The following is a 20964-nucleotide window of genomic DNA, read 5'->3' as shown; positions in this document are numbered from 1 at the left end:
CGGCGGGCGAACAGGGGGCAGGCGGTCAACTGGCGCGGGCAATGCCCATGACGCGGGCGCGGGCGCGCGGGTCGCTGTCGAACAGGGCGGCCAGTTGTTCGGTGATGGCCCCGGCCAGTTGTTCCACATCGGTGATGGTCACCGCGCGGTCGTAATATCGGGTCACGTCATGGCCGATGCCGATAGCCAGAAGCTCGACCAGCTTTTTCTTCTCGACCATGGCGATGACATCGCGCAGGTGCTTTTCAAGGTAGTTGGCCGAGTTCACCGACAGGGTCGAATCATCCACCGGCGCACCGTCCGAAATCACCATCAGGATCTTGCGTGCCTCGGGCCGTACCGCCATGCGCCGATGCGCCCATTCCAGCGCCTCGCCGTCGATGTTTTCCTTCAGCAGCCCTTCCTTCATCATAAGTCCCAGATTGGGCCGGGTCCGCCGCCATGGTGCGTCAGCGGATTTATAGATGATGTGGCGCAGGTCGTTCAGGCGACCGGGCTGTTGCGGGCGGCCTTCGTTCAGCCAGTCCTCGCGGCTTTGGCCACCCTTCCACGCGCGGGTGGTGAAGCCCAGGATCTCGACCTTCACGTCGCAACGTTCCAGCGTCCGGGCCAGCACGTCGGCACAGATCGCCGCGATCGAGATCGGGCGTCCACGCATCGAGCCGGAGTTGTCCAGAAGCAGCGTCACCACCGTGTCGCGGAACTCCATGTCCTTCTCGACCTTGAAGCTGAGCGGGGTGGTCGGGTTGGCAACCACGCGCGCCAGTCTCCCGGCATCCAGAATGCCCTCTTCGCGGTCGAACTCCCAACTGCGGTTCTGCTGGGCCTGAAGGCGGCGCTGCAGCTTGTTGGCCAGACGGCTGACGGCCCCTTTCAGCGGCTCCAGCTGCTGGTCAAGGTAGGCGCGCAGGCGTTCCAACTCGACCGGTTCGGCCAGATCCTCGGCGCGGATTTCCTCGTCGTACTGGGTGCTGAAGACGCGATAATCGGGATCGGCATCCGAAACCGGCGCGGGTGGCGGCGGGTCCAGCGGCGCGTCGCCGTCGGGCAGGTCGGACTCTTCGGAAATCTCGGCATCGGCCATCTGATCCATGGTGACCTGCGCTTCCGAGGCATCGCCGGCATCCTCCTGCGATTGCTCGGGGGCGGCGTCGCTGTCTTCTTCGCTGTCCTCGTCCTCTGACGGGGTGCTGTCGGGATCCTGATCGTCTTCGGAGGAGGCCTCGTCCTCCTGATCTTCATCCGGCCCTTCGGGGTCATCCCCCAACTGGTCGCCATAGCCCAGATCGGTGATGATCTGGCGCGCGAAGCGGGCAAAGGCGGTCTGGTCGGTCAGGCAGTCTTCCAGCCCCTCAAGGGTGGTGCCGGCCTTGGCTTCGATCTGGCCGCGCCACAGGTCCATGACGTTGTCGGCCCCTTCGGGCAGGGGGCGCCCGGTGGCCAGGTGGCGCAACAGATAGCCCGCCGCGACCGACAGGGGGGCGTCGGCAATTTCCTCGATCTGGCCATAGCCCTTCTTGGCCGCTTCCGTGGCGATCTTGGCGTCGATGTTGCCGGCGGTGCCGGGCATGGCGCGGGCGCCCACGGCCTCGCAGCGCGCGGTTTCCAGCGCGTTGTAGATATCGCGCGCCAGCTGACCTTCTGGGGTATAGCGCGCGTGGGTGACCGCGTTGTGATAGCGCCGCTTCATGGCATAGGCATCCGCGGTGCCGCGGGCCAGCAGCACCTCGGCCTTGGTCATGCGGCGGCTGACCTGCGGCAGGCGCATGTTGTCGTCGGTCATCCCCGAGGGATCGACCGAGAAGCTGACGCCGATGTCCGGATCATCGGCCAGAACCCGCGTAGCTTCGGCGAGTGCCTTCTTGAACGGATCGGCGGGATTGTCGGATTTTGCAGACATGACAGCCTCGGCAGCGGGTCGGTAAGGGATGGCGCCGGTCAGGCCGGGCCGTTGCCCCGTTTATGTCCTGTCCGGCGAGGCTTGACCAGAGGCGGCGCGCGGGCGCGGCAAAGGTCTAGGGGCCGGGCTTGTGGGCGCGAAGGTCCTGCCACAGGTGCTGGGCCTCGGCCCAACGCAGGTCTGCCCGTACCCGGTGGCTGCCCAGCACGCGCCCCACCGCCCGCTGCACGTCCGGATCCCTGCGTCCCGGCGCATCGGGTGCAAGCAACAGCCTTTCGACCGTGGACAGATCGTTGAGGTCGCCGAAGACATCCTGCAACCGCTTCAGCCGCCGCAGCGCGGATTTCGTGCGTTTTCGGGGCAGAAGCGGCGCGAGGAACTCCATCGCGTAGCGCAGTTTCTTCAATTCCTTGCGCAAGGCGTGGCGGGCATCGATGGACAGGGTTTCGATCCCTTCGGCGCGTGTCTCGCAGGCTTTCCAGCGGTTGTGGATCGCGCGGCGGACCAGCTTTTTGGCCGGTCGCGACAGGCGGTAGTCCTGGGCGAAATCATCCGGACGCAACCAGCCACGGGTTTCGATGAAACGGGCAAGGTCCAGCAGGAAGGCTTGCGTCCGGGCCGAGGTCAGAACCTCGCGCACCCTGTCGCGCTGCGTCTGGCGCCGGGGCACCAGCAGGTCGGTCAGCAGGGCAAAGCCCGGCTCTTCGGGGCAGGCTTCGGCCTCGGGCGCCAGCAGATCGGTCAGTGCCATGTCCAGATCGCGCAGCAGCCCGACCTCCCGGCTCAGCCAGCGGGCCTCGGCGCGCAGCCGGGTCAGATTAGGATGGCCGATGACCGGGCGAAACAGGGCGCTGGCGCTGCGAAGGCGACGCAGACCGATGCGCAACTGGTGCGCGCCTTCGGGATCATCCCTGTCGCGGAATGTATCGATGTTCTGGGTGATCTGGTCGAAGCATACGCGCAGCACCTCGCGGGCGGCGGTCTCGCCCGTCTGTTTGGGGGTCAGGAGCACCGGATGGGCGTGGCGAGGGGCTGGAGGCTCGGCAATGCGGCCTTCGGCGGCCAGCATGTAGCCGCGTGCCGCCTTGGAGATTGGGGCGAACCGCAGCCCGCCTTCGGGAAACAGCCGCGCTGTCAGGGTGAACAGGGCCGAGATCTCGCCGCGCACCAGTTCCAGTTCGACCTCGTGATAGGGTTCGCAGCGCTCCCCGGCCCGGATTTCTCCGCGGTCGATGGCCAGTTCCACGCGGCCCTCGGCGGCGATGTCGACAAGGGCGGCGGTCCGTTCCATCCGGGTTTCGCAGATCGGCGCCAGATCTCGGCGGCGGCACAGCGCGGTGATGCGGTCGCGCAGGCCGGTGTCAGGGATCAGCTTGAGGCGCAGGGTTTCGCCGTCCGCCGGACAATCGGATTCCTGCGTGGTGTGCAGCCCGCCGTGGCGCTTGTTCTTGGCCTTGACGGTCTGGACCCATCCGGCCCCATCGAACCGCAGCCGCAGGGCAATACCGTTGTGGCGCAGCACCTGATCCGGCGTGTCATAGTAGATGCTGCGCAGCAGCCGGGTGGTGGGCGGCGTGACCAGACCCGGCAGGCCGGGCACCTGCGTACACAGCGCGGCGGTCTGTTCCGCGCTGGACACGAATTTCAGTTCGATTTCATCCATTCCCCAGTCGTAGGACAGGGCCGGAGCCGCGACAAGTTTCGCGCGGGCATGGGCAGGACGCAAAACGGCCCGCGACAAGGCGCGGGCCGTCACAGACACTATAAGGGGTGGACTTAGCCCAGGCTGATGCTGGCAGCGCTTTCGGGCAGTTCCTCGTCAAAGCAGCGCTGGTAGAACTCGGCAACGGTCTGACGCTCCAGCTCATCGCATTTGTTCAGGAAGCTCAGGCGGAAGGCATAGCCCACATCGCGGAAGATCTCGGCGTTCTGGGCCCAGGTGATGACGGTCCGCGGGCTCATCACCGTGGACAGTTCGCCATTGGTAAAGGCGGTGCGGGTCAGATCGGCGACGGTGACCATCTGGCTGACGGTCTTGCGCCCGGCCTCGGTGTTGTAATGCGGGGCCTTGGACAGGACGATCATCACCTCGGCGTCGTGGCTGAGATAGTTCAACGTCGCCACCAGCGACCAACGGTCCATCTGCGCCTGGTTGATCTGCTGGGTGCCGTGATACAGGCCCGTGGTGTCACCCAGACCGACGGTGTTGGCGGTGGCAAACAGGCGGAAGGACGGGTGCGGGGTCAGGATCTCGTTCTGATCCATCAGCGTCAGCTTGCCGTCATGTTCCAGAACCCGCTGGATCACGAACATCACGTCGGCGCGCCCGGCGTCGTATTCGTCGAAAACGATGGCGCAGGGGTTGCGCAGCGCCCAGGGCAGGATGCCTTCCTGGAATTCGGTCACCTGCTTGCCGTCGCGCAGCTTGATCGCATCCTTGCCGATCAGGTCGATGCGGCTGATGTGGCTGTCGAGGTTGACCCGGACCGCAGGCCAGTTCAGGCGTGCGGCCACCTGTTCGATGTGGGTCGATTTGCCAGTGCCGTGATAGCCCTGGATCATCACACGGCGATTGTGGGCAAAGCCGGCAAGGATCGCCCGCGTGGTGTCGGGATCGAACTTATAGGTCGGATCCAGATCCGGTACTCGGTCGGATCGGTCGGCAAACGCCTTGACCGTCATGTCCGTGTCGATGCCGAACACATCGCGGACCGAGATATTTTCCGTGGGTTTGCTGTTCACATCCATAGTTCGTCCGCCATCGTGCCGCTTCAATACATTGCGCCGTGGTGCAACATATCCCCGCCGCGTGCAAGAGGCAGGTCGGATCGAAGAGGGCGCCGGGGGCGTGTCAGTCCGGGCCGCGCGCGGCAATTGCCGTGCCCGCCGCCCAGCCCGAGGACCACGCCCACTGGAAGTTGTAGCCGCCCAGCCAGCCGGTCACATCGACAACCTCGCCAATGAAATGCAGTCCCGGCACGGTGCGCGATTCCATGCTGCGCGACGACAGACCGGCGGTGTCGACGCCGCCCAGCGTGACTTCGGCCTTGCGGTAACCCTCGGTGCCGGTGGGGCGCAGGCGCCAGTCGGTCAACCGGTCCAGCAGCGGGGCAAGGGCGGCGTCCGACAGATCGGCCAGCCGCCCCTTCAACCCGCTGTCGCGCACCACCTGCGCGGCCAGCCGTTTTGGCAGAAGTCCGGCCAGAACCGTTTCCACGTCCCGACGCCCGGCGCGCTGGCGTTCGTCCTTCAGGCTGCCCAGGAAATCCAGATCGGGGCACAGGCGCACGGAAATATCTTCGCCCTCGCGCCAGAAGTTCGAAATTTGCAGGATCGCGGGGCCCGACAAGCCGCGATGGGTAAACAACAGGGCTTCGTCGAAACTGGTGCCGTTACACGACAGGCGCGCCGGGCAGGCCACCCCTGCCAGATCGCTGAAACTGTCGCCGAAGGTCAGCGGCACAAGGCCGGGGCGGGTGTTGGTCAGCGCATGGCCGAACTGCTCGGCAATGCGATAGCCCAGACCGGTGGCGCCGATCTTGGGGATCGACTTGCCGCCCGAGGCCACCACCAGCGCGCGGGTCGTGACCGTCAGCGGTTGGCCGTCGCGGATCAGATCGACCCGGAACTGCCCGTCCACATGGGCGATCTCGCGCACCTCGGTCTTCAGCCAGACCTCGGCCTGCGCGGCGGCAACTTCGTCCAGCAGAAGCCGGATCACCCGTTCGGATTTCTCGTCGCAGAACAACTGTCCAAGGGTCTTCTCGTGCCATGTCACGCCGTGCCGCGCCATCAGGTTGACAAAATCCCATTGCGTATAACGGCTGAGCGCGGACTTGGCGAAATGCGGGTTGGCCGACAGGAAATTCTGCGGCCCCGCGTACATATTGGTGAAATTACAGCGTCCGCCGCCCGAGATGCGGATCTTCTCGCCGGGGCGATCCATGTGGTCGATCACCACAGCACCCGGTCCGGCGTGGGCTGCGCACATCAGGCCGGCGGCGCCAGCGCCAAGGATCAGGGCGGGAAGGGGCGTGGGAGCGGGCATACAACCTGTCCGATGTCGGGGCGGCAGGTTGCGCCTTGCCCGGTGTGGCGGCTCAGTCCCGGAAGGACCGGCTTTCCTTGATCTGATCCCAGGCCCAGACGACTTCCTGCAGGCGATCCTCGTCCGAGCGGTCGCCGCCGTTCATGTCCGGGTGCAGGATCTTGATCAGGCTGCGGTACTGCTTGCGGATCTCGATCTTGGTCCAGTGGTCCTTGGCTTCAAGGATTTCCAGCGCGCGGCGCTCGGTGGGCGGCAGGCGGCGGGTTCCGGTGATCGACTTGCCGGGGTTCTGCGTGGCGTTCTCGCCCAGCACTTGATGCGGGTCGTCCACGCCCAGCCGCGACCAGGCGCGCTGTTCCTCGGAGGGTTTTCCGAAGGGCTTGGTCGGACGGTCCCAGACACGATCCTTGTCGATCTGGGCGTTCATTTCCTCTTCGGTGCTGCCGTTGAAGAAGTTCCATTTCAGGTTGTACTCGCGAACGTGGTCCTTGCAGAACCACAGGTACTCGTCCAGGTGATCGGGCGATTTCGGGGCACGATACTGGCCAGCCAGATCGCAACCGTCAAATTCGCAGACGCGGGTCGAGGTTTCGAATGCCCCGGACATGCCGCGTTTGCCACGGGTCCGCTTTTTCTTGGCCGAGGACACCGACATGTCAAAACCAAAAGGATCACTCTTTGCCATGGGCATACTCCTGTCCGACTCGCGCAAGACCGTTTTCTTCGAAGGCCGCAGAGTTTAACCTTTCTGACGCCAAGAAAAAGGGGGCAGAACCGAAAATGACGGTTGCCGAGGAAATCGAGACGCGGCTTTCACAGGCCTTCGGGCCGGAACGTCTGGAAGTTGTTGATGAAAGTGAGATGCATCGCGGACATGCGGGCTATCAGGAGGGTGGCCAAAGTCACTTTCGTGTCCAAATTGCCGCAGCCGAACTGGCGGCAATGAGCCGATTGCAGCGGCATCGCGCCGTTCATGCGGCCATCGGCAAGGATATTCTGGCGCGTATCCACGCGCTGGCGCTGGAGATCGACGCCTGATCGCGGTCAGCGTGGCGGGCAACTCCAGTCGGTCACGGTGAAATAATCGGCAGGGTAGAGCCGGGCTTCGGTCAGCTCGGCCACCTGCGTCTCGTCATAGCGGTTAAGGTACTCCCAGACGACCCGGCCCTCGGCGTCGGTCTGGAAGGCGCGTCCGCCTTCGAATTCGGTGATGATGAAGCCGCCGCCCGGCACCGGGTCGTGCTTGCCCCGGATCACCGACAGGAACGCCTGTCCCGGCGCCATTCCGGCCGCGATCGAAGTCGCGCGAGTCTCGGGATCGATGCGCAGGATGTTGCTGACCATCGGCGTGTCGGGCAGGGAGCGGTCGAGCGGGCCGAGGTCGGTCAGGAAGCGGTTGTTGTTGAACACCGTGATGGTGCCATCCGCGCTGAACTCGGGATCATGCTGACGCAGCCAGGGTCCGGTCTGGTGCCACTTGACGTGCCAGTCGTCGGGATCGACCACGAACACGAGGTTATGGGTGCGCAGCGACAGCATCAGATCGCCTGCCTCGAACATCGGGAAGGCCGGGGCCAGTTCGGTGCTCAACTCGGTGATCTTGTTGACGTGGACAAGTTCGTCTTCCCAGTCGTTGCGCGGATCGAAACTGAAACCGCCGGCGGTCATCACCCCCTGCAGCTCGTTGTCCCACAGGATTTCAGGGACCGACTTGCGTTCGATGACCTTGCCGTCGCTATCCAGCCGCAGGATCAGATCCTCGGGATAGGCGACCTTTTTCTGCAGCCGGGTGACGGGGGGATAGAGATCCGCGGTATCCGTCCCCAGATAGGCGCGTCCCGGCACCCAGTAGCCGCCCGTTTCGGCCTGTTCGATGGAATGGTGGGTGATCTCGGGCACCGTCCACGTCACGTCACCACAGCGCGACAGCTTCACGCTGCCGCCGTATTCCCAGTTGAACACCAGCGACCCATCGGGCAGCGCCAGCGAGCCGTGAGTGTCGATGTTGCGGTCGGTGGCCGGGGCAAAACGCAAATGCGCCGGGTCGGGGAAATGCTCGGAAAACCGCAGCGGCCATTCGGCCAGCAGGGTGCCGTCGCGGCGCATCAGCCGGGCCGCGTTGCCGCCGTCGAAGAAGCCCGCGATCAGGATGGTGACGCCGTCGTCGGGCAGGCTGTTGACCGTTACCCCGTCGCCGGGCTTGCGCGCCGGTTGCAGGAAATGAATCGGCTCGCCGTCGGGAACAAGGTTCTCGCGCTCTTCGAAGACAAGGCTGACCTTCTTGGTGAAGCCGATGAAGGATCGGTAGAGCGGGTGGCGGCTGTGGGCCAGGTACAGCCCCGCCAGAAAGGTGACGGCCAGCACCGACAGGGTCAGGGTCGTCAGGAAGACCCATTTGGCAGGGTCACGCGTCTTGTCCGGGGTGGCCATGGGCTCAGCCTTCGTCCGTTCGGTCTTCCGCGCGGTCTTCGGTTCGATCATCCGTCCGATCTTCCAGCAACCGCAGCGCGGCCTTGGTGGCCTCGTCCTCGGACATATCCACGCTTCGGCGGAACACCAGCATCGAACGGAACACGGTCTTGGTGCTGGTCAGTCCCTGCCGCTCTTCAACGGGCAGGGTCTCGGCGCGCAGGAAGTCCCAGCCGTCCCTGGCCTCCTGGTTCAGTGCCTCGGACAGGGTCGCGGCAAAGCGGCTGCTGGCATCATTGCCGCCCTTGCCTTTCACGCCACGGGCGGGGGCGGGGGTGACCTTGTACTCAAAATGCGACATTGGGAACCTCTTGGCGTTGCCGGGCAATTATCGGCCTCAGATGCCCCGCGGGAAGGCCCCAACATGTCGCGTGAGCGAACGCGCGTCCAGCCGTCGCGTTGAGGTCACAGGGCCGGGCCGTGCCAAAGGGGGGGGCGGGCAAGGGCTTCATTTACCATTTCCGCCGAAACTGGCCCCGCGTCAGGGCTTTTCGCGATATTTTCGACGCGGGCGGAAAGCCGGTTCCGGTCTTGCCGGAAGGTCCGGGGTTCCATGAAGATTCAGATTTCAACAAGTCTGTTGTGTGCCGCGCTTTCTGCCTGTGGCCCAGCCGATCCCGTGGTTCTGTCCTCTGACGCGCCGGTGCAGCCGGGGCATCAGGAACTGGATCGCGGCAAGGCGTTCCGCAAGGCGGTGGTGGGCTATCAACTGCGCGGCGATGGGGTCGATGTCACGGTCGAGCCTGACGGCCTGCTGGTTGGCACCTATCTGGGCAAGCCTTTCGTCGGCAGTTGGGACTATCGCCGGGGCCGGTTCTGCGCATCTTTGCAGGAGGCGGACCTGCGCCGCGCTGCCGACCGGCGCTGTTTCAGGGTCGTCACGCTGGGCCGCCGGGTGATTCTGCATCCCGTGGCCGAGGGTTGAACGGCAACGGGCCGCCCTTGCGGACGGCCCGGCATTTTCAGGGACAGATTGGGCGGATTACTGTGCCAGCTTGGCCGCCACGATCTGGTTGACCGCCTTGGGATTGGCCTTGCCGCCGGTGGCCTTCATGACCTGACCGACGAACCAGCCCGCCAGCTTCGGGTTCTGCCGGGCCTTTTCCACCTGCGCCGGGTTCTCGGCGATGACCTTGTCGACGGCGGCCTCGATGGCGCCGGTGTCGGTGACCTGCTTCATGCCGCGATCTTCGACGATCTGCGCCGGATCACCACCTTCGGTATAGACGATTTCGAACAGATCCTTGGCGATCTTGCCCGAAATATCGCCTTTCGAGATCAACTCGATGATGCCGCCAAGCTGCGCCGCCGAGACCGGGCTTTTGGTGATGTCGTGGTCTTCCTTCTTCAGGCGGCCGAACAATTCGTTGATGACCCAGTTCGCGGCCAGCTTGCCGTCACGGCCCTTGGCGACCTCCTCGAAATAGGCCGCACTTTCGGCCGAGGCGGTCAGCACGCCGGCATCGTATTCGGTCATGCCGAATTCGGTCACGAAGCGCGCCTTCTTCTCGTCGGGCAGTTCCGGCAGGGTCGCGGCGATCTCGTCCACCCAGGCCTGTTCGATTTCCAGCGGCAGCAGGTCGGGGCAGGGGAAGTAGCGATAGTCATGCGCCTCTTCCTTGGACCGCATCGAGCGGGTTTCGCCCTTGTCCGGGTCATACAGGCGGGTTTCCTGCACAATCTTGCCGCCGTCTTCCAGAATGGCGATCTGGCGGCGGGCCTCATGGTCGATGGCCTGCTGGATGAAGCGCATCGAGTTCATGTTCTTGATTTCGCAGCGCGTGCCCAGATGGCTGAAATCCTGGGTGGCCTGGTATTTCTCATAGGCCCCCGGTGCACAGACCGAGACGTTCACGTCGGCGCGCAGGTTGCCGTTCTGCATGTTGCCGTCACAGGTGCCCAGATAGCGCAGGATCTGGCGCAGCTTGCTGACATAGGCGGCGGCCTCTTCGGGGCCGCGAATGTCGGGACGGCTGACGATTTCCATCAGCGCAACACCGGTGCGGTTCAGGTCCACGAAGGACATGTGCGGGTCCATGTCATGGATCGACTTGCCCGCGTCCTGTTCCAGATGGATGCGTTCGATCCGCACCAGACGGGCCACGCCCGGCCCCATGTCCACCAGCACCTCGCCCTCGCCCACGATGGGGTGATACAGCTGGCTGATCTGGTAGCCCTGCGGCAGGTCTGGATAGAAATAGTTCTTGCGGTCGAAGGCCGAGGTCAGGTTGATCTGTGCTTTCAGGCCCAGCCCGGTCTTGACCGCCAGTGCCACGCAGCCCTCGTTGATGACCGGCAGCATTCCCGGCATCCCGGCGTCCACAAAGGCGACGTTTGAATTGGGCTCGGCGCCGAATTGGGTCGAAGCGCCGGAAAACAGCTTGGCGTTGGAGGACACCTGCGCATGCACCTCAAGGCCGATCACCAGCTCCCAGTCCTGCTTGGCGCCTGCGATCACTTTCGGCTTGGGGGCCTCATAGGTGAGGTCGAGCATCCTGTCTCTCCTGCTGTCAACGGAACGGGTTCTAGGGCAGGGGCGCGGGGCTGGCAAGGGGCGGTGCGCGGGGGCCGCAGCAGGCGGTTGCCGTACCCAACCTTTGGCCCGCACACACAACCCTTCACAGTCGCGGGAGGGTGGGATGCGCAGCCCCCCTTGAGCAGGTATTCAACGTTCGACCCTGACAAGATGGAGATCCCCCATGTTCCGCACTTCCCTTCTGGCCCTGGCCTTTTCCGCGACTGCCACCTCGGCGCTCTGGGCTGGTGAGCAGTTCATCGATGAAACCGGCTATGCCGTGTCAGGCTATGACGTGGTGTCCTACTGGACCCTCGATCAGGTCGCGGTCGGCCAGTCCCAGCCCGCCCCGGAAAAGGGGCGTGCCAGCCTGACCGCCGACTACAACGGCGCCACCTTCGCCTTTGCCTCCGACGCCAATCGCGCCGCCTTCCTGGAAGATCCCGAGAAATACCTGCCGCAATACGATGGTCACTGCGCCTATGGTGTGGCCAAGGGCGGCAAGGTGCCGGGCAATCCGACGCTGTGGCGGATCGTGGACGGCAAGCTGTACCTGAACATCACCCAGACCGTTGTGGGCTTTTGGGAAGAGGATATTCCGGGTAACCTGCAACTGTCCGAAAGCAACTGGGTCGGGCTGGAAGAGGCCCCGGCCTCGGGCAACACCATTCCCAAGTGGTCGTCCGACGCGCCGCAGGCGAACTGACAGGCGGCCATTGGCCAGGGAGGCGAAGGCATCATGCGACTGCGACCGGGCGGCCCGTTATCGCGGCGAACCCTGCTTCTGGGCGGGCTCAGCGGCGCAGCCCTTGCCGCCGGGGGCTGGTACGCATGGATCCTGCGCCGACCCTTCGACGGACGGCAGATCACCCCGATCGAAGCGCATGATCTGGCCGCCGCAGGCCAGATCTTCCTGATCGACATTCGCCGCCCCGATGAATGGGCCGCCACCGGCGTGGGCGCGGGGGCGATGCCGCTGGACATGCGCCGCCCCGATTTCACCGAGGCCCTGGCGCGGCTGACCGCTGCCGATCCGGCAAGGCCCATCGCGCTGATCTGCGCGCGCGGGGTGCGGTCCAGCCAGTTGACGGCGCGGCTGGCCGAACAGGGGCTGACCAATCTTGTGGATGTGCCCGAAGGCATGGTCGGCTCGCGCGCCGGCCCCGGCTGGGTGGCGCGCGGCCTGCCGGTGCGGCAGGTACCCGGATGAGGGCGCGCGCGGCGTTGCTGCTGGGGGCTGCGGTTGCCTTGTGCGGTGGCGCGGCCTCGGCCTGTTCCGATCCGGGGGCCGTCTGCGAGATCGATGGCGGCACCTATCACGTGGCCTTGCCCGAGGCGGTCGAGGGGCCGATCCCGGCCCTGATCTGGCTGCACGGCTATGGCGGAACTGGCGCGGGCAGCCTGCGCACGCCGACCGTGGCGGCCCCGTTTCTGGCGCGGGGCTGGGCGGTGATCGCGCCCAATGGTTCGCCCATGGCGGGCAACCGGGCGGGCTATCGCTGGGACTTCCGCGGGCGCAACCCGGACGGGCGCGACGATGCCGCCTTCCTGACACAGGTGCGCGATGACGCGGCGGCCCGCTTTGGTCTTGATCCCGGTCAGGTCGTGCTGGGCGGGTTTTCCAACGGCGCCTTCATGGCCACCTATGTGGCCTGCGACACGCCTCGGGCTTTCACGGCCTATGCGCCGGTGGCGGGCACGTTCTGGCGGCCGCATCCCGAGACCTGCGAGGGCCCGGTCCGTCTGTTCCAGACCCACGGTTGGCGCGACACCACCGTGCCGCTGGAAGGCCGCCCCCTGGGCGGCGGCCGGTTCCTGCAAGGCGATGTGTTCGAGGCCATGAGCATCTGGCGTTCCGCCAACGGCTGTGCACGTCCCGATGCCAGCACCACAGGGCAGACCGATGGGTTCTTGCTGCGCCGCTGGTCGGATTGTGCCGAGGGGGCGGCGCTGCAATTCGCGTTGTTCGACGGCGGCCACACGGTGCCCAAAGGCTGGGCTGATCTGGTGCTGGACTGGATCGAAGACGCGGGCGGCGACTGAGCGCGCCCGCGCCTGCGGGCCTCAGGCCGGTTTGCGCCAGGGCTGGCCCTTGATCCATGCCACGCCAAAGGCGGTCAGGGTGATCAGCGCCATGCCAGTCAGATTGACCAGCCAGAAGTTCGGGGTGGTGCGCCCGATCACGTCCAGCCATGCGCCCAGGACCCGCGCCAGCCACATGGAGGTGATGAACACCGCCAGCGATTGTTGCCCGACCTTCAGGATGCATTTCAGGACAAAGCCCCAGGCCCGCGCCGCAAGGCCGGTGCCATGGGCGCGGATGTGCGACCCGCCGGGCCCCGCCAGCACCCAGAACACATAGGCCAGAAGCAGGAAGTGCACATAGCGCAGCAGCCCGAAGTCGGTCTTGGCGATCAGCACCCGATAGTCGGCCCGCCAGTCCTTGATCCAGTCCACATGGATAAAGATCTGCCAGCGGGCAAAGGGGATGGTCACCAGCAACAGAAGCACCGCCAGCAGCACCAGATCCTTGCGCACCGGTGGCGCGGGCAGCCAGCCGCGAATAAAGGCAAAGCCGGTGAAGAAGATCAATTGCCAGCCGAAGGGGTTGAAGAACCACTCGCGATCCGTCCAGGGTTCCGCCGGCAGCGACAGCGCGCCGGTCTGCGTCACCAGCCAGATCGCGGCCGAGGCGCCCAGGGCCAGGTACGGATGGATCCGCGCCAGACCCATCATCAGCGGGATCATGGCCAGGATCACCAGGTACATGGGCAGGATGTCGAAGTAATTCGGCACGTAGCGCAGGGTCATCAGCCCGATCAGCTGTTGCTGGGTATTGTCGACGAAGAACGGATACAGGTTCAGGTCGCCGATATAGTCGCGCTCGAACAGGCCCGTGGCGTCCAGCGCGGCCAGGGTCATCGCCACCGCGAAGAACAACCCGATATGGGCCCAGTAGACCTGCCAGACCCGGTAGGAAATGCGCAGCGCCCCCATGCCCCAGCCGCGATCTGCAAAGACCCGGCCAAAGGCGATGGCCGAGGCCATGCCCGAGCAGAACACGAATATCTCGGTCGCGTCGGAAAAGCCGAACCGCGCCGGGATCCAGTTGGTAAAGGTGTTATAGGGGATATGCGCCATCAGGATGATGAACATCGCGATGCCGCGATAGAAATCCAGACGGATATCACGGACGCGGGCTGCCGGCGCAGCCGCCGCCTGCGCAGGCCGGGCCTGCGGGGGATCGGAACTCAGGGCACTCATGGGATCGGGTCTTTCCGGGTCGTTACTGGGCGGGCACCGCCATCGCGGGACGCCTCAGGTCGTTGATCATCTCGCGCCGCTGGCGGGCAAAGCTGTCTTCGGCCCCGTCGCGCAGGGCGCTGCGCGCGGCCAGAATATCCTCGACCGGGCCCAATTGCCCCGCGCGAATGCCCGCATCGATGGTGATGCGTTCGAAGACATCCCGCTGGGCATGGCTGCCGCCGGCCCGCTGCATGGCCGGACGGGCGGCGGTGAGGCTTTGGAACGCCTGCGCGTAGTTGCCTTCGCCGAAGGCTTCCAGCCCATGGGCCGCCGCCACACCGGGATGGTCGAACACCGGCGCATAATCAGTGGCCTGCGCCTGACCATCGGCCACGATGCGCGCCACCAGCTTGTGCGCGGCGGCGTCGCGGTCATCGCTGACCAGCGCCAGCAGATAGTGCAGATCGGCAAAGATCAGGCAGCCGTCGCCGACGCGGGATTCCGACAGATCGGCCAGTTCCTCCCAGCGGTTGCCCACGGGCACGCCTTCCAGTTCCAGCCGCATCAGCAGCGAAGTGGCGTTCGAGATATCGCGGTAGTCGTCGGTATGCTCGGCCCGGATCTTGTGGTCGTAAAGGTCCAGCACGGTGGCGTGGTCGCCCTGATCCAGGTGCATCAGCGCCTTGTGCCACCAGACGTGGAAGCGGAAATTGTTGCAATGGGCCCAGGCGGCTTCCTTGCCGCTCAGCCAGGCCAGCCCGCCCCGGCTGTCGCCGGTCATGTCGTGCACATGGGCCACCGCATGCAGGCCCCAGGCGTCGTCGGCGGCGCGTTCCAACCCGGCCTCGCCAGACTTGCGGGCCTCGGCGAAATGGCCGTTTTCTTCCAGCGCGAAGGCGTGGCAGCCCATGAGATAGCCCCTGGCCGCATGATCTTCGCCGATCCGGGGCAGGGCGGTGTTCAGCCGCGCCAGCATCCGGCCCTTGTGCCCAAGGATGAAACGGATGGCATGGCTGATCTTCAGCGCCAGCGTGTCGGTGGGGTCGGTGTCCAGCACGCTTTCGACCCGGTCCGCCGCGCGTGCGGGGCTGCCGTCCAGCCAGGCGGCCAGCGCGTCGATGAAGGCGCGTTCGCGGGCGCTGTCGGCGCGGCCCTGACGGGCGGCCTGCAGCGCCTCGCGCGCCGTGGGGATCAATTCGCGCCGTCCCAGCAACAGCAGGAACAGCCCCTTGGTGGCGTGCCCGAGCGCAAACTCGGGCGCGGCCTTCAGGGTGGCCCCAAGATGATCCGGTGCCGAGGCCCCATGCGCCAGAAAGGCCAATTGCAGCGCGTTCCACGCCTCCACCGCGGTGGAGGTGTCCAACGAAACATCGCTGCCAAAAAGATCTGTCTGCACGGTCACGTCTCCACCTTGTTCAATTCCAGTTGTGGGAAGCGATCGCGGGCCTGTCCAGCGATGAAGCCCGAACCAACGGGTTTGTGTTCGAACGTGTGAAGAAGATGCGGCCAGATGCCCCGAAATACAGCCTATTCGGGTGGCTGTTTGGCGGAAAGGAAGGCTTTCAGTGCCTCGGTGTCGGCTCCGAAATTGGGGGGCGCGTGGTCGTAGCGGACCGGCGTGGCCGAAAGCTTCAGCGGATTTCCCAGCAGACGCACCGGCCCGGCTGGCCCCGGCATCTCGACCACCGCGTCGCGGGCCTGGGCCTGATCCGAGCCCAGGGCGCGGTCCAGCGTGTTGACCGGGCCGACCGGCACCTTGCGGGCTTCAAGCCCGGCGATAATGGCGTCGGTGGTATGGTCCCGCAGGGCAGCGGCGATCTGGGGCAGCAGGTCGTCGCGGTGCTTCAGCCGTGCCGGATTGGTGGCAAAGCGCGGGTCATCGGCCAGGTTCGCAAGATTCAGGAAATCGCAGAAACGGCGGAACTGGGCGTCATTGCCCACCGCTACGATCACATGGCCGTCGTGCGATTCGAAGACCTCATAGGGCACGATGTTGGGGTGGGCGTTGCCGCGCCGCTGGGGCAGGTTGCCCGAGGTCAGGTAGTTCACCCCTTCGTTGATCGTCCAGGCCATCTGGCTGTCGACCAGCGACAGGTCGATGTGCTGGCCCTCGCCGGTGGTCTCCCGGTGGCGCAGGGCGGCGAGGATGCCGATGGTGGCATACATCCCGCACATCACATCGGCGATGCCCACGCCCACTTTCATCGGCATGCCGTCGGCGGCGCCGGTCAGGCTCATGATGCCGCCGTAGCCCTGCGCCATCAGGTCATAGCCGGGCTTTTCACGGTTGGGTCCGGTGTGGCCGAATCCCGAGATCGAGCAATAGACAAGGTCGGGATGGCGCGCACAAAGTGTCTGGTGATCCAGCCCGAACGGGACCAGCCCGCCGGGTTTGAAGTTCTCGATCACGATATCGGCGCGGGCGGCCAGGGCTTCCAGCATGGCGCGGTCTTCCGGATTGCCGAGGTCCGCCGCCACGGACCGCTTGTTGCGGTTGGCGCACATGAAATAGGCCGACAGGTCGCTGTCGCTGCCATCCGCCTGGGGGGCATAGGGGGGGCCCCATTGCCGGGTGTCGTCGCCGCCGGTCTTCGGGTTTTCGATTTTCCAGACGGTGGCGCCCAGGTCGCCAAGAAGCTGGGTGCAGGTGGGACCGGCCAGAATACGGCTAAGGTCCAGCACGACGATCCCGTCCAGTGCACTGCGGGGTTCAGATGCGGCCATCATAGGCCTCCTTGTCGAAGATTGCGGCGATAACAGTAAAGCGGTCGGCAGTGAGCGCGTCGCGCAGGGCGGCTTGCAGCCCGGCGCGATCGGACACCGTGACGCCATGGCCACCAAAGGCCTGACCGATGGCGGCATAGTCATGTCGGGCGAAGTCGACGGCGCTGTTGGGCAGTTGCCGCTGGCGCTGTTTCAGCTCGATCAGGGCAAGGCTGGCATCGACGAAGACCACGATGATCGGTTTCAGCCCGCGTTCCTGTGCCGTGGCCAGCTCGCCCGCGACCATCAGGAATCCCGCGTCGCCGGTAAAGGCCACGACCGGGCGGTCCGGTTCGACGATTGCGGCGCCCAGGGCCAGCGGGATGGCGCAGCCCATGGTGCACAGCGCCGAGGATTGCAGGAGGCTGCGCGGGCCGGGGCAGGTCCACATCTGCGACAGCAGGATGCGATGCGCGCCGCTGTCGACGGTGGCAATCGTGTCGGGCGGCAGGGTGGCGCGGGCGGTGGCGACGATGGCGCCGGGCCCCCAGTCGGCACCCGTGGGAAAGGCGCAGGCCAGCGCGGCCCTGGCGGCATCCGGCGCCTTGTCGGACCATGTGGCACGGGGTGGGGCCCCTGCGGAAAGGGCCTTCAGGCTTTCGGCAACCCCGGCCTGAAAGGTCAGGCTGGATTGATGCATGTAGTGATGGTTGGGCACCGGGGCGATCTCGATCACCCGGTCCAAACTGGCATCCCAGATGTTGCGCCATCCCGGCCGCATCTCGATGGGATCATAGCCCAGCGTCAGGATCAGATCGGCGCTTTGCACCAGCGGCACCAGCGTGGCATCGGCCAGCGGTGACAGACCGGCACCGCCCAGACACAGGGGGTGCGATTCGTCCACGATCCCCTTGGCGCGATAGGTGGTGACGAAGGGCACGCCATGGGCTTCGGCAAACGTCTGCACCGCCGCGCCTGCGCCCTCGTTCAGGGCGTCCAGCCCGACCACCATGATCGGGCGATCGGCTTCGGCCAGCCATGCGCGGGCGGTGTCCAGATCCGGCCCGGCGGGCGCGGCAGGAGAGGCCAGCTGTCGCCGCGCGAAGGGTGAGGGCGGCGGGGCGGCAGCCACCGCCACGCTGATCGGAACATCGACGTGCACCGGGCCGGGGCGGGGCTCGGTGGCGATGGTGACGGCCTTGTCGGCGATCACATCGGCACTGCCCGTCGACAGGCGCAGGCTGGCCTTGGTGATCGGTGCGAAAACGGCGGCGTGATCCAGCACCTGATGGGTGTAGGTCTGGGCCTCGTCCTCGTCCACACAGCCGGTCAGAACGATCAGCGGCACGCGGTCCTGATGGGCGTTGCCGACCGAGTTGATGCCGTTCAGCGCCCCCGGTCCCAGAGTGGCGATCAGGATGCCCGGCGCCCCGGTGCGCGCCCAGACCGCCTCGGCCATGAAGCCGGCGGCGTTTTCATGCTTGACCAGAACAAACTCGATCCCGGCGCGGTTCAGGGCGTCCACAAGGGTCAGCACTTCGCCGCCCGGCATCCCGAAGGCATGGCGGCACCCGGCCTGATAAAGTCGTTGCGCCAGAACATCGGCGGCGCGGGTCTGTGGCGTCATGGGGGCCTCCGTCCGAGCGGGGCCAGAACGCCCCGACCACTGGCTATCACGGCGAGCGCTGGTGTCCATTGTGCTTCTGTCACACCCGCGCGAGAGCGCTGCCCAGAAACTTCCCCGATTTCGGGATTTCACTCTTGACGGGTCCGCCCCAGTCTCTTAGTCAGCGCGCACTCTCTGGCGGAGTAGCTCAGTTGGTTAGAGCAGCGGAATCATAATCCGCGTGTCGGGGGTTCAAGTCCCTCCTCCGCTACCAGTTCCCCCTCTCACATCCTTGGTCGGCCCGGTTTTGCGGCACAATGTCCGTCGGGCATTCTGGAAACCTGTTGTTTCCCGCAACACGTTATGACGGGTCCGAATCGAGAAACATCGACGCGGGCAGGAAAGCCCTGCTTGAGTTTCCTCAATGGGCAGGGATGACTATCCGGATATGAATGTATCTCCCCGAGTGCCGCGGATCGCCGGCCATCGTGCAAGACGGGAACCTTGATTTGCAAAGCGCACAGGCACTGAATCGGATGGGCGGATTGGGCATCGGGCTTGGCCTTGGTCTGCTGATATTGGCCGTTCTGTCGACCTTCGCCGGACCGGTGGCCGAGTTTGCCACAACCCGGCCCGTGGGGCAGGGATCGCTGGTCATCTATCTGGGGGTTGCGGTCACCGCGTTGGCCAGTTCGGCCCTGATCTATGCACCGGGTATCCTTCTGGCGCTGGGGCTGTCGGGACCTGTGCAAGGCATGACCTCGGTGGTCCTCAAGGGGCTGATCTGGTCGATGCTGTGGCTGACGCTGGCGCCCGGTGTTGTTTCGCTGGTGCTTCCCCAGCCTCTGACCGGGGTTGGGTTCAGTCTGTTTCTGATCCTGTCGGCGCTGCCCGGTGCCCTGCTGGTGGCGCATCGCGGATTGCCCGAGGGCGCGGCCCTGAACGCCGGACAGGACATGGCCGCGCTGTTGGCGGTGCCCTTGCTGCTGCTGGCCCTGCTGCTGCCGAAATTCGTCTGGGAGAACTTCAATGGCGACGGGGTGCACAGCTATTATTCCCTGCGCAACATGGTCCTGACCGGCTCGCCTTTCTGGCCGAAAGAGGCGGGTAACATGGCCTCTTACCCGTCCTTGTCCACCTCGTCGGCGGTGGTGTTCAGCTCTTTCACCCTGCGGTTTTTCGGCGAGAACGAATTGTCCGCGCGGTTGTCGGTGCTGCCGCAGATGTCCTTCCTGACGGTGGCGGTTCTGGGGCTGGTGCGCTGGCGCCGTCCGGCACCGCTTGGCAACGGGGCGGTGGTCGCCCTTGGTCTGGCGCTGGTGCTGTTCGCCGCCACCCTCGGGTGGCACGCCACCTATCATCCGTCGTTTGCAGATATTGCCCTGCCGCTGGCGCGCGAACCGCTGGTGGTGGTGGCCGCGCTGGGGGTCATCTGGTTCTTCCTGCAGCGCGAATACCTCTGGCTGTTCGCCTTTCTGCTGCTGCTGCTGCTGTCGATCCCCTCGGCGGTGGGCCTGATCGGCATGTGGCTTGGCGCGGTGTTCCTGGTCTGGCGGCCGATTCCCTGGGCGCGCCTGTTTCTGGCCGGGGGGCTGACGGTGGCGGCCATGGCGGTGACCATGGTGGCACCAATGGTCATGGTGCATTTCGGCCTGCCGGTGCCGGGGGATGAGTTCAGTTCGGGCAACCTGCTGCGCCGGTTGCGCTTTGTCTCGGTCGCCGAGGTCGAGCGGTTCTGGTTCTGGCTGGTACCTTGCGGGTTGCTGCCGGGCCTGGCGGTGCTGACGTGGTTCTGGCAGGACCGCCTGTCGCGGGCCTTGTCGCTGGTGGCGCTGGGATATTTCGCGCTGTTCTACCTGCAGGCTTACCGCGTGTTGCCGCATCATTTCGCGCCGGTGCCGATCCTGTCGCTGATCGTGTTCTGGCGTCTGGCGCCGGTGGTGACGCGTCCGCGGCTGGCGACCGGGCTGGCACTGGCCGGTGTGGCGGCGGGCCTGTGGCTGGCGCGGCCCGACGATTGGGCGCCGAACACTGCCAGCACGTCCTTTGCCGCCGGCTGGCGTCTGGAGTCCATCGATCCGGGCGCGTTTCACGCCGAGGATGTCCGGGTTCTTCAGGATCTGATCAGCCTCGCCTTTTCGGAACAGGCGCTTGCCACCGAGGGGCTGGTGCGCGGCGCAGCCTCGCCGATCATGCTGTATTACTACGTCACCTCGACAGATCTGCCGGACATGCCGCCAGAATTCATCATGCGCAAGGGGGCTGCGCTGCCAGGCGAGGTGCTGATGGCCGAAAGCGACGGTCATGTCCTGGTGGCGACCTCGCCCGAGGCGGCCGAGGTCGGCTTGCTGCCGACACTGGCGCAATCCTCGGTCAACGCGCGGTTCTACGTGCCGCGGCGCATCCTGTTCGGAACCGGGCCGAAAGACGGACCGCGTCCGGTCTGGGATCTGGCCGCGCTGACCGGGCTGCGCTGA

The 20964-nt window shown here is 65.7% G+C and carries 18 protein-coding genes and 1 tRNA gene; 7 read left to right on the top strand and 12 right to left on the bottom strand.

The window, feature by feature from the left end:
* Positions 1 to 25 precede the first annotated feature (25 nt).
* The 5 genes from cobT to H8B03_RS00790 form a co-directional block, all read right to left on the bottom strand.
* On the bottom strand, positions 26 to 1900 hold the full coding sequence (gene cobT / locus H8B03_RS00810; RefSeq protein WP_193139317.1) for a cobaltochelatase subunit CobT: 1875 nt from the start codon (positions 1898 to 1900) through the stop codon (positions 26 to 28).
* Positions 1901 to 2015: 115 nt separating this feature from the next.
* Positions 2016 to 3563 carry a CHAD domain-containing protein gene (locus tag H8B03_RS00805; protein ID WP_193139315.1) on the bottom strand — a complete coding sequence of 516 codons (1548 nt, stop codon included), beginning with the start codon at positions 3561 to 3563 and terminating at the stop codon, positions 2016 to 2018.
* A gap of 113 nt (positions 3564 to 3676) precedes the next feature.
* The gene (gene cobS, locus H8B03_RS00800; protein ID WP_193139313.1) at positions 3677 to 4648 is read right to left on the bottom strand and encodes a cobaltochelatase subunit CobS; all 972 of its coding nucleotides are present in this window, start codon (positions 4646 to 4648) and stop codon (positions 3677 to 3679) included.
* 103 nt (positions 4649 to 4751) lie between these two features.
* Positions 4752 to 5948: an NAD(P)/FAD-dependent oxidoreductase gene (locus H8B03_RS00795; protein ID WP_193139311.1), complete on the bottom strand. Its 1197-nt coding sequence runs from the start codon at positions 5946 to 5948 to the stop codon at positions 4752 to 4754.
* A gap of 52 nt (positions 5949 to 6000) precedes the next feature.
* A complete protein-coding gene (locus H8B03_RS00790) occupies positions 6001 to 6633 on the bottom strand; it encodes a DnaJ domain-containing protein (protein WP_193139309.1) in 633 nt (210 codons plus the stop codon).
* A gap of 95 nt (positions 6634 to 6728) precedes the next feature.
* Here H8B03_RS00790 and H8B03_RS00785 point away from each other — a divergent pair, with 95 nt between their 5' ends.
* The gene (locus H8B03_RS00785; protein ID WP_193139307.1) at positions 6729 to 6986 is read left to right on the top strand and encodes a BolA family transcriptional regulator; all 258 of its coding nucleotides are present in this window, start codon (positions 6729 to 6731) and stop codon (positions 6984 to 6986) included.
* Between the two features lie 6 nt (positions 6987 to 6992).
* Here the strand turns inward: H8B03_RS00785 and H8B03_RS00780 are convergent, their stop codons facing one another.
* Both H8B03_RS00780 and H8B03_RS00775 read right to left on the bottom strand, forming a co-directional pair.
* Positions 6993 to 8429 (bottom strand): arylsulfotransferase family protein, encoded by a 1437-nt coding sequence (locus H8B03_RS00780; protein WP_193139305.1) that lies wholly within the window; start codon positions 8427 to 8429, stop codon positions 6993 to 6995.
* Complete coding sequence (locus H8B03_RS00775; RefSeq protein ID WP_193139303.1) at positions 8383 to 8718, bottom strand: DUF4177 domain-containing protein; 336 nt, start codon at positions 8716 to 8718, stop codon at positions 8383 to 8385. The genes H8B03_RS00780 and H8B03_RS00775 overlap by 47 nt, the downstream gene beginning before the upstream one ends.
* A gap of 252 nt (positions 8719 to 8970) precedes the next feature.
* On the opposite strand from H8B03_RS00775, the gene H8B03_RS00770 reads away from it, so the two are divergent.
* On the top strand, positions 8971 to 9342 hold the full coding sequence (locus H8B03_RS00770) for a hypothetical protein (RefSeq protein ID WP_193139301.1): 372 nt from the start codon (positions 8971 to 8973) through the stop codon (positions 9340 to 9342).
* A 57-nt stretch (positions 9343 to 9399) separates the two neighbouring features.
* Here H8B03_RS00770 and gatB read toward each other — a convergent pair whose 3' ends face one another.
* Positions 9400 to 10911 carry an Asp-tRNA(Asn)/Glu-tRNA(Gln) amidotransferase subunit GatB gene (gene gatB / locus H8B03_RS00765; protein ID WP_193139299.1) on the bottom strand — a complete coding sequence of 504 codons (1512 nt, stop codon included), beginning with the start codon at positions 10909 to 10911 and terminating at the stop codon, positions 9400 to 9402.
* Positions 10912 to 11116: 205 nt separating this feature from the next.
* Between gatB and H8B03_RS00760 the strand changes: the two genes are divergently transcribed.
* Genes H8B03_RS00760 through H8B03_RS00750 form a run of 3 tightly spaced genes read left to right on the top strand, consistent with a single transcriptional unit; the run spans position 11117 to position 12975 of the window.
* Positions 11117 to 11638, top strand: coding sequence for a YHS domain-containing (seleno)protein (locus H8B03_RS00760; RefSeq protein ID WP_193139297.1), 522 nt, complete (start codon positions 11117 to 11119; stop codon positions 11636 to 11638).
* A gap of 33 nt (positions 11639 to 11671) precedes the next feature.
* Entirely contained in the window at positions 11672 to 12142 is a 471-nt protein-coding gene (locus H8B03_RS00755; protein WP_193139295.1) for a rhodanese-like domain-containing protein, read from the top strand.
* The gene (locus H8B03_RS00750; protein ID WP_193139293.1) at positions 12139 to 12975 is read left to right on the top strand and encodes a PHB depolymerase family esterase; all 837 of its coding nucleotides are present in this window, start codon (positions 12139 to 12141) and stop codon (positions 12973 to 12975) included. Before H8B03_RS00755 ends, H8B03_RS00750 begins: the two co-directional genes overlap by 4 nt.
* 21 nt (positions 12976 to 12996) lie before the next feature.
* On the opposite strand, the gene H8B03_RS00745 is transcribed toward H8B03_RS00750, so the two are convergent.
* From H8B03_RS00745 to H8B03_RS00730, 4 genes are all read right to left on the bottom strand, one after another.
* Positions 12997 to 14196, bottom strand: a complete 1200-nt coding sequence (locus H8B03_RS00745; RefSeq protein ID WP_193139292.1) for an OpgC family protein — start codon at positions 14194 to 14196, stop codon at positions 12997 to 12999.
* A gap of 22 nt (positions 14197 to 14218) precedes the next feature.
* Positions 14219 to 15574: a tetratricopeptide repeat protein gene (locus H8B03_RS00740; RefSeq protein WP_193139289.1), complete on the bottom strand. Its 1356-nt coding sequence runs from the start codon at positions 15572 to 15574 to the stop codon at positions 14219 to 14221.
* A 131-nt stretch (positions 15575 to 15705) separates the two neighbouring features.
* The gene (locus H8B03_RS00735) at positions 15706 to 16902 is read right to left on the bottom strand and encodes a CaiB/BaiF CoA transferase family protein (RefSeq protein WP_394355437.1); all 1197 of its coding nucleotides are present in this window, start codon (positions 16900 to 16902) and stop codon (positions 15706 to 15708) included.
* Positions 16889 to 18508 (bottom strand): thiamine pyrophosphate-binding protein, encoded by a 1620-nt coding sequence (locus H8B03_RS00730; RefSeq protein ID WP_193139285.1) that lies wholly within the window; start codon positions 18506 to 18508, stop codon positions 16889 to 16891. Before H8B03_RS00730 ends, H8B03_RS00735 begins: the two co-directional genes overlap by 14 nt.
* 176 nt (positions 18509 to 18684) lie before the next feature.
* On the opposite strand from H8B03_RS00730, the gene H8B03_RS00725 reads away from it, so the two are divergent.
* Positions 18685 to 18761, top strand: a tRNA-Met gene (locus tag H8B03_RS00725).
* Between the two features lie 262 nt (positions 18762 to 19023).
* Positions 19024 to 20964 (top strand): hypothetical protein, encoded by a 1941-nt coding sequence (locus H8B03_RS00720; RefSeq protein ID WP_193139282.1) that lies wholly within the window; start codon positions 19024 to 19026, stop codon positions 20962 to 20964.

Source organism: Meridianimarinicoccus sp. MJW13 (assembly GCF_014901205.1).
Taxonomy (GTDB): domain Bacteria; phylum Pseudomonadota; class Alphaproteobacteria; order Rhodobacterales; family Rhodobacteraceae; genus Meridianimarinicoccus.
Note: the sequence above shows the minus strand (reverse complement) of the source record. Positions and strands in the feature narration are given on the sequence as shown.

What these genes read in the sequence shown, in the direction of transcription:
- H8B03_RS00775 (WP_193139303.1), bottom strand. Translation starts at nt 8,718, where the DNA reads ATGTCGCATTTTGAGTACAAGGTCACCCCCGCCCCCGCCCGTGGCGTG.
- H8B03_RS00735 (WP_394355437.1), bottom strand. Translation starts at nt 16,902, where the DNA reads ATGGCCGCATCTGAACCCCGCAGTGCACTGGACGGGATCGTCGTGCTG.
- cobT (WP_193139317.1), bottom strand. Translation starts at nt 1,900, where the DNA reads ATGTCTGCAAAATCCGACAATCCCGCCGATCCGTTCAAGAAGGCACTC.
- H8B03_RS00745 (WP_193139292.1), bottom strand. Translation starts at nt 14,196, where the DNA reads ATGAGTGCCCTGAGTTCCGATCCCCCGCAGGCCCGGCCTGCGCAGGCG.
- H8B03_RS00785 (WP_193139307.1), top strand. Translation starts at nt 6,729, where the DNA reads ATGACGGTTGCCGAGGAAATCGAGACGCGGCTTTCACAGGCCTTCGGG.
- H8B03_RS00795 (WP_193139311.1), bottom strand. Translation starts at nt 5,948, where the DNA reads ATGCCCGCTCCCACGCCCCTTCCCGCCCTGATCCTTGGCGCTGGCGCC.
- H8B03_RS00760 (WP_193139297.1), top strand. Translation starts at nt 11,117, where the DNA reads ATGTTCCGCACTTCCCTTCTGGCCCTGGCCTTTTCCGCGACTGCCACC.
- H8B03_RS00755 (WP_193139295.1), top strand. Translation starts at nt 11,672, where the DNA reads ATGCGACTGCGACCGGGCGGCCCGTTATCGCGGCGAACCCTGCTTCTG.
- H8B03_RS00720 (WP_193139282.1), top strand. Translation starts at nt 19,024, where the DNA reads ATGGGCGGATTGGGCATCGGGCTTGGCCTTGGTCTGCTGATATTGGCC.
- H8B03_RS00730 (WP_193139285.1), bottom strand. Translation starts at nt 18,508, where the DNA reads ATGACGCCACAGACCCGCGCCGCCGATGTTCTGGCGCAACGACTTTAT.
- H8B03_RS00805 (WP_193139315.1), bottom strand. Translation starts at nt 3,563, where the DNA reads ATGGATGAAATCGAACTGAAATTCGTGTCCAGCGCGGAACAGACCGCC.
- gatB (WP_193139299.1), bottom strand. Translation starts at nt 10,911, where the DNA reads ATGCTCGACCTCACCTATGAGGCCCCCAAGCCGAAAGTGATCGCAGGC.
- H8B03_RS00770 (WP_193139301.1), top strand. Translation starts at nt 8,971, where the DNA reads ATGAAGATTCAGATTTCAACAAGTCTGTTGTGTGCCGCGCTTTCTGCC.
- cobS (WP_193139313.1), bottom strand. Translation starts at nt 4,648, where the DNA reads ATGGATGTGAACAGCAAACCCACGGAAAATATCTCGGTCCGCGATGTG.
- H8B03_RS00780 (WP_193139305.1), bottom strand. Translation starts at nt 8,429, where the DNA reads ATGATCGAACCGAAGACCGCGCGGAAGACCGAACGGACGAAGGCTGAG.
- H8B03_RS00750 (WP_193139293.1), top strand. Translation starts at nt 12,139, where the DNA reads ATGAGGGCGCGCGCGGCGTTGCTGCTGGGGGCTGCGGTTGCCTTGTGC.
- H8B03_RS00790 (WP_193139309.1), bottom strand. Translation starts at nt 6,633, where the DNA reads ATGGCAAAGAGTGATCCTTTTGGTTTTGACATGTCGGTGTCCTCGGCC.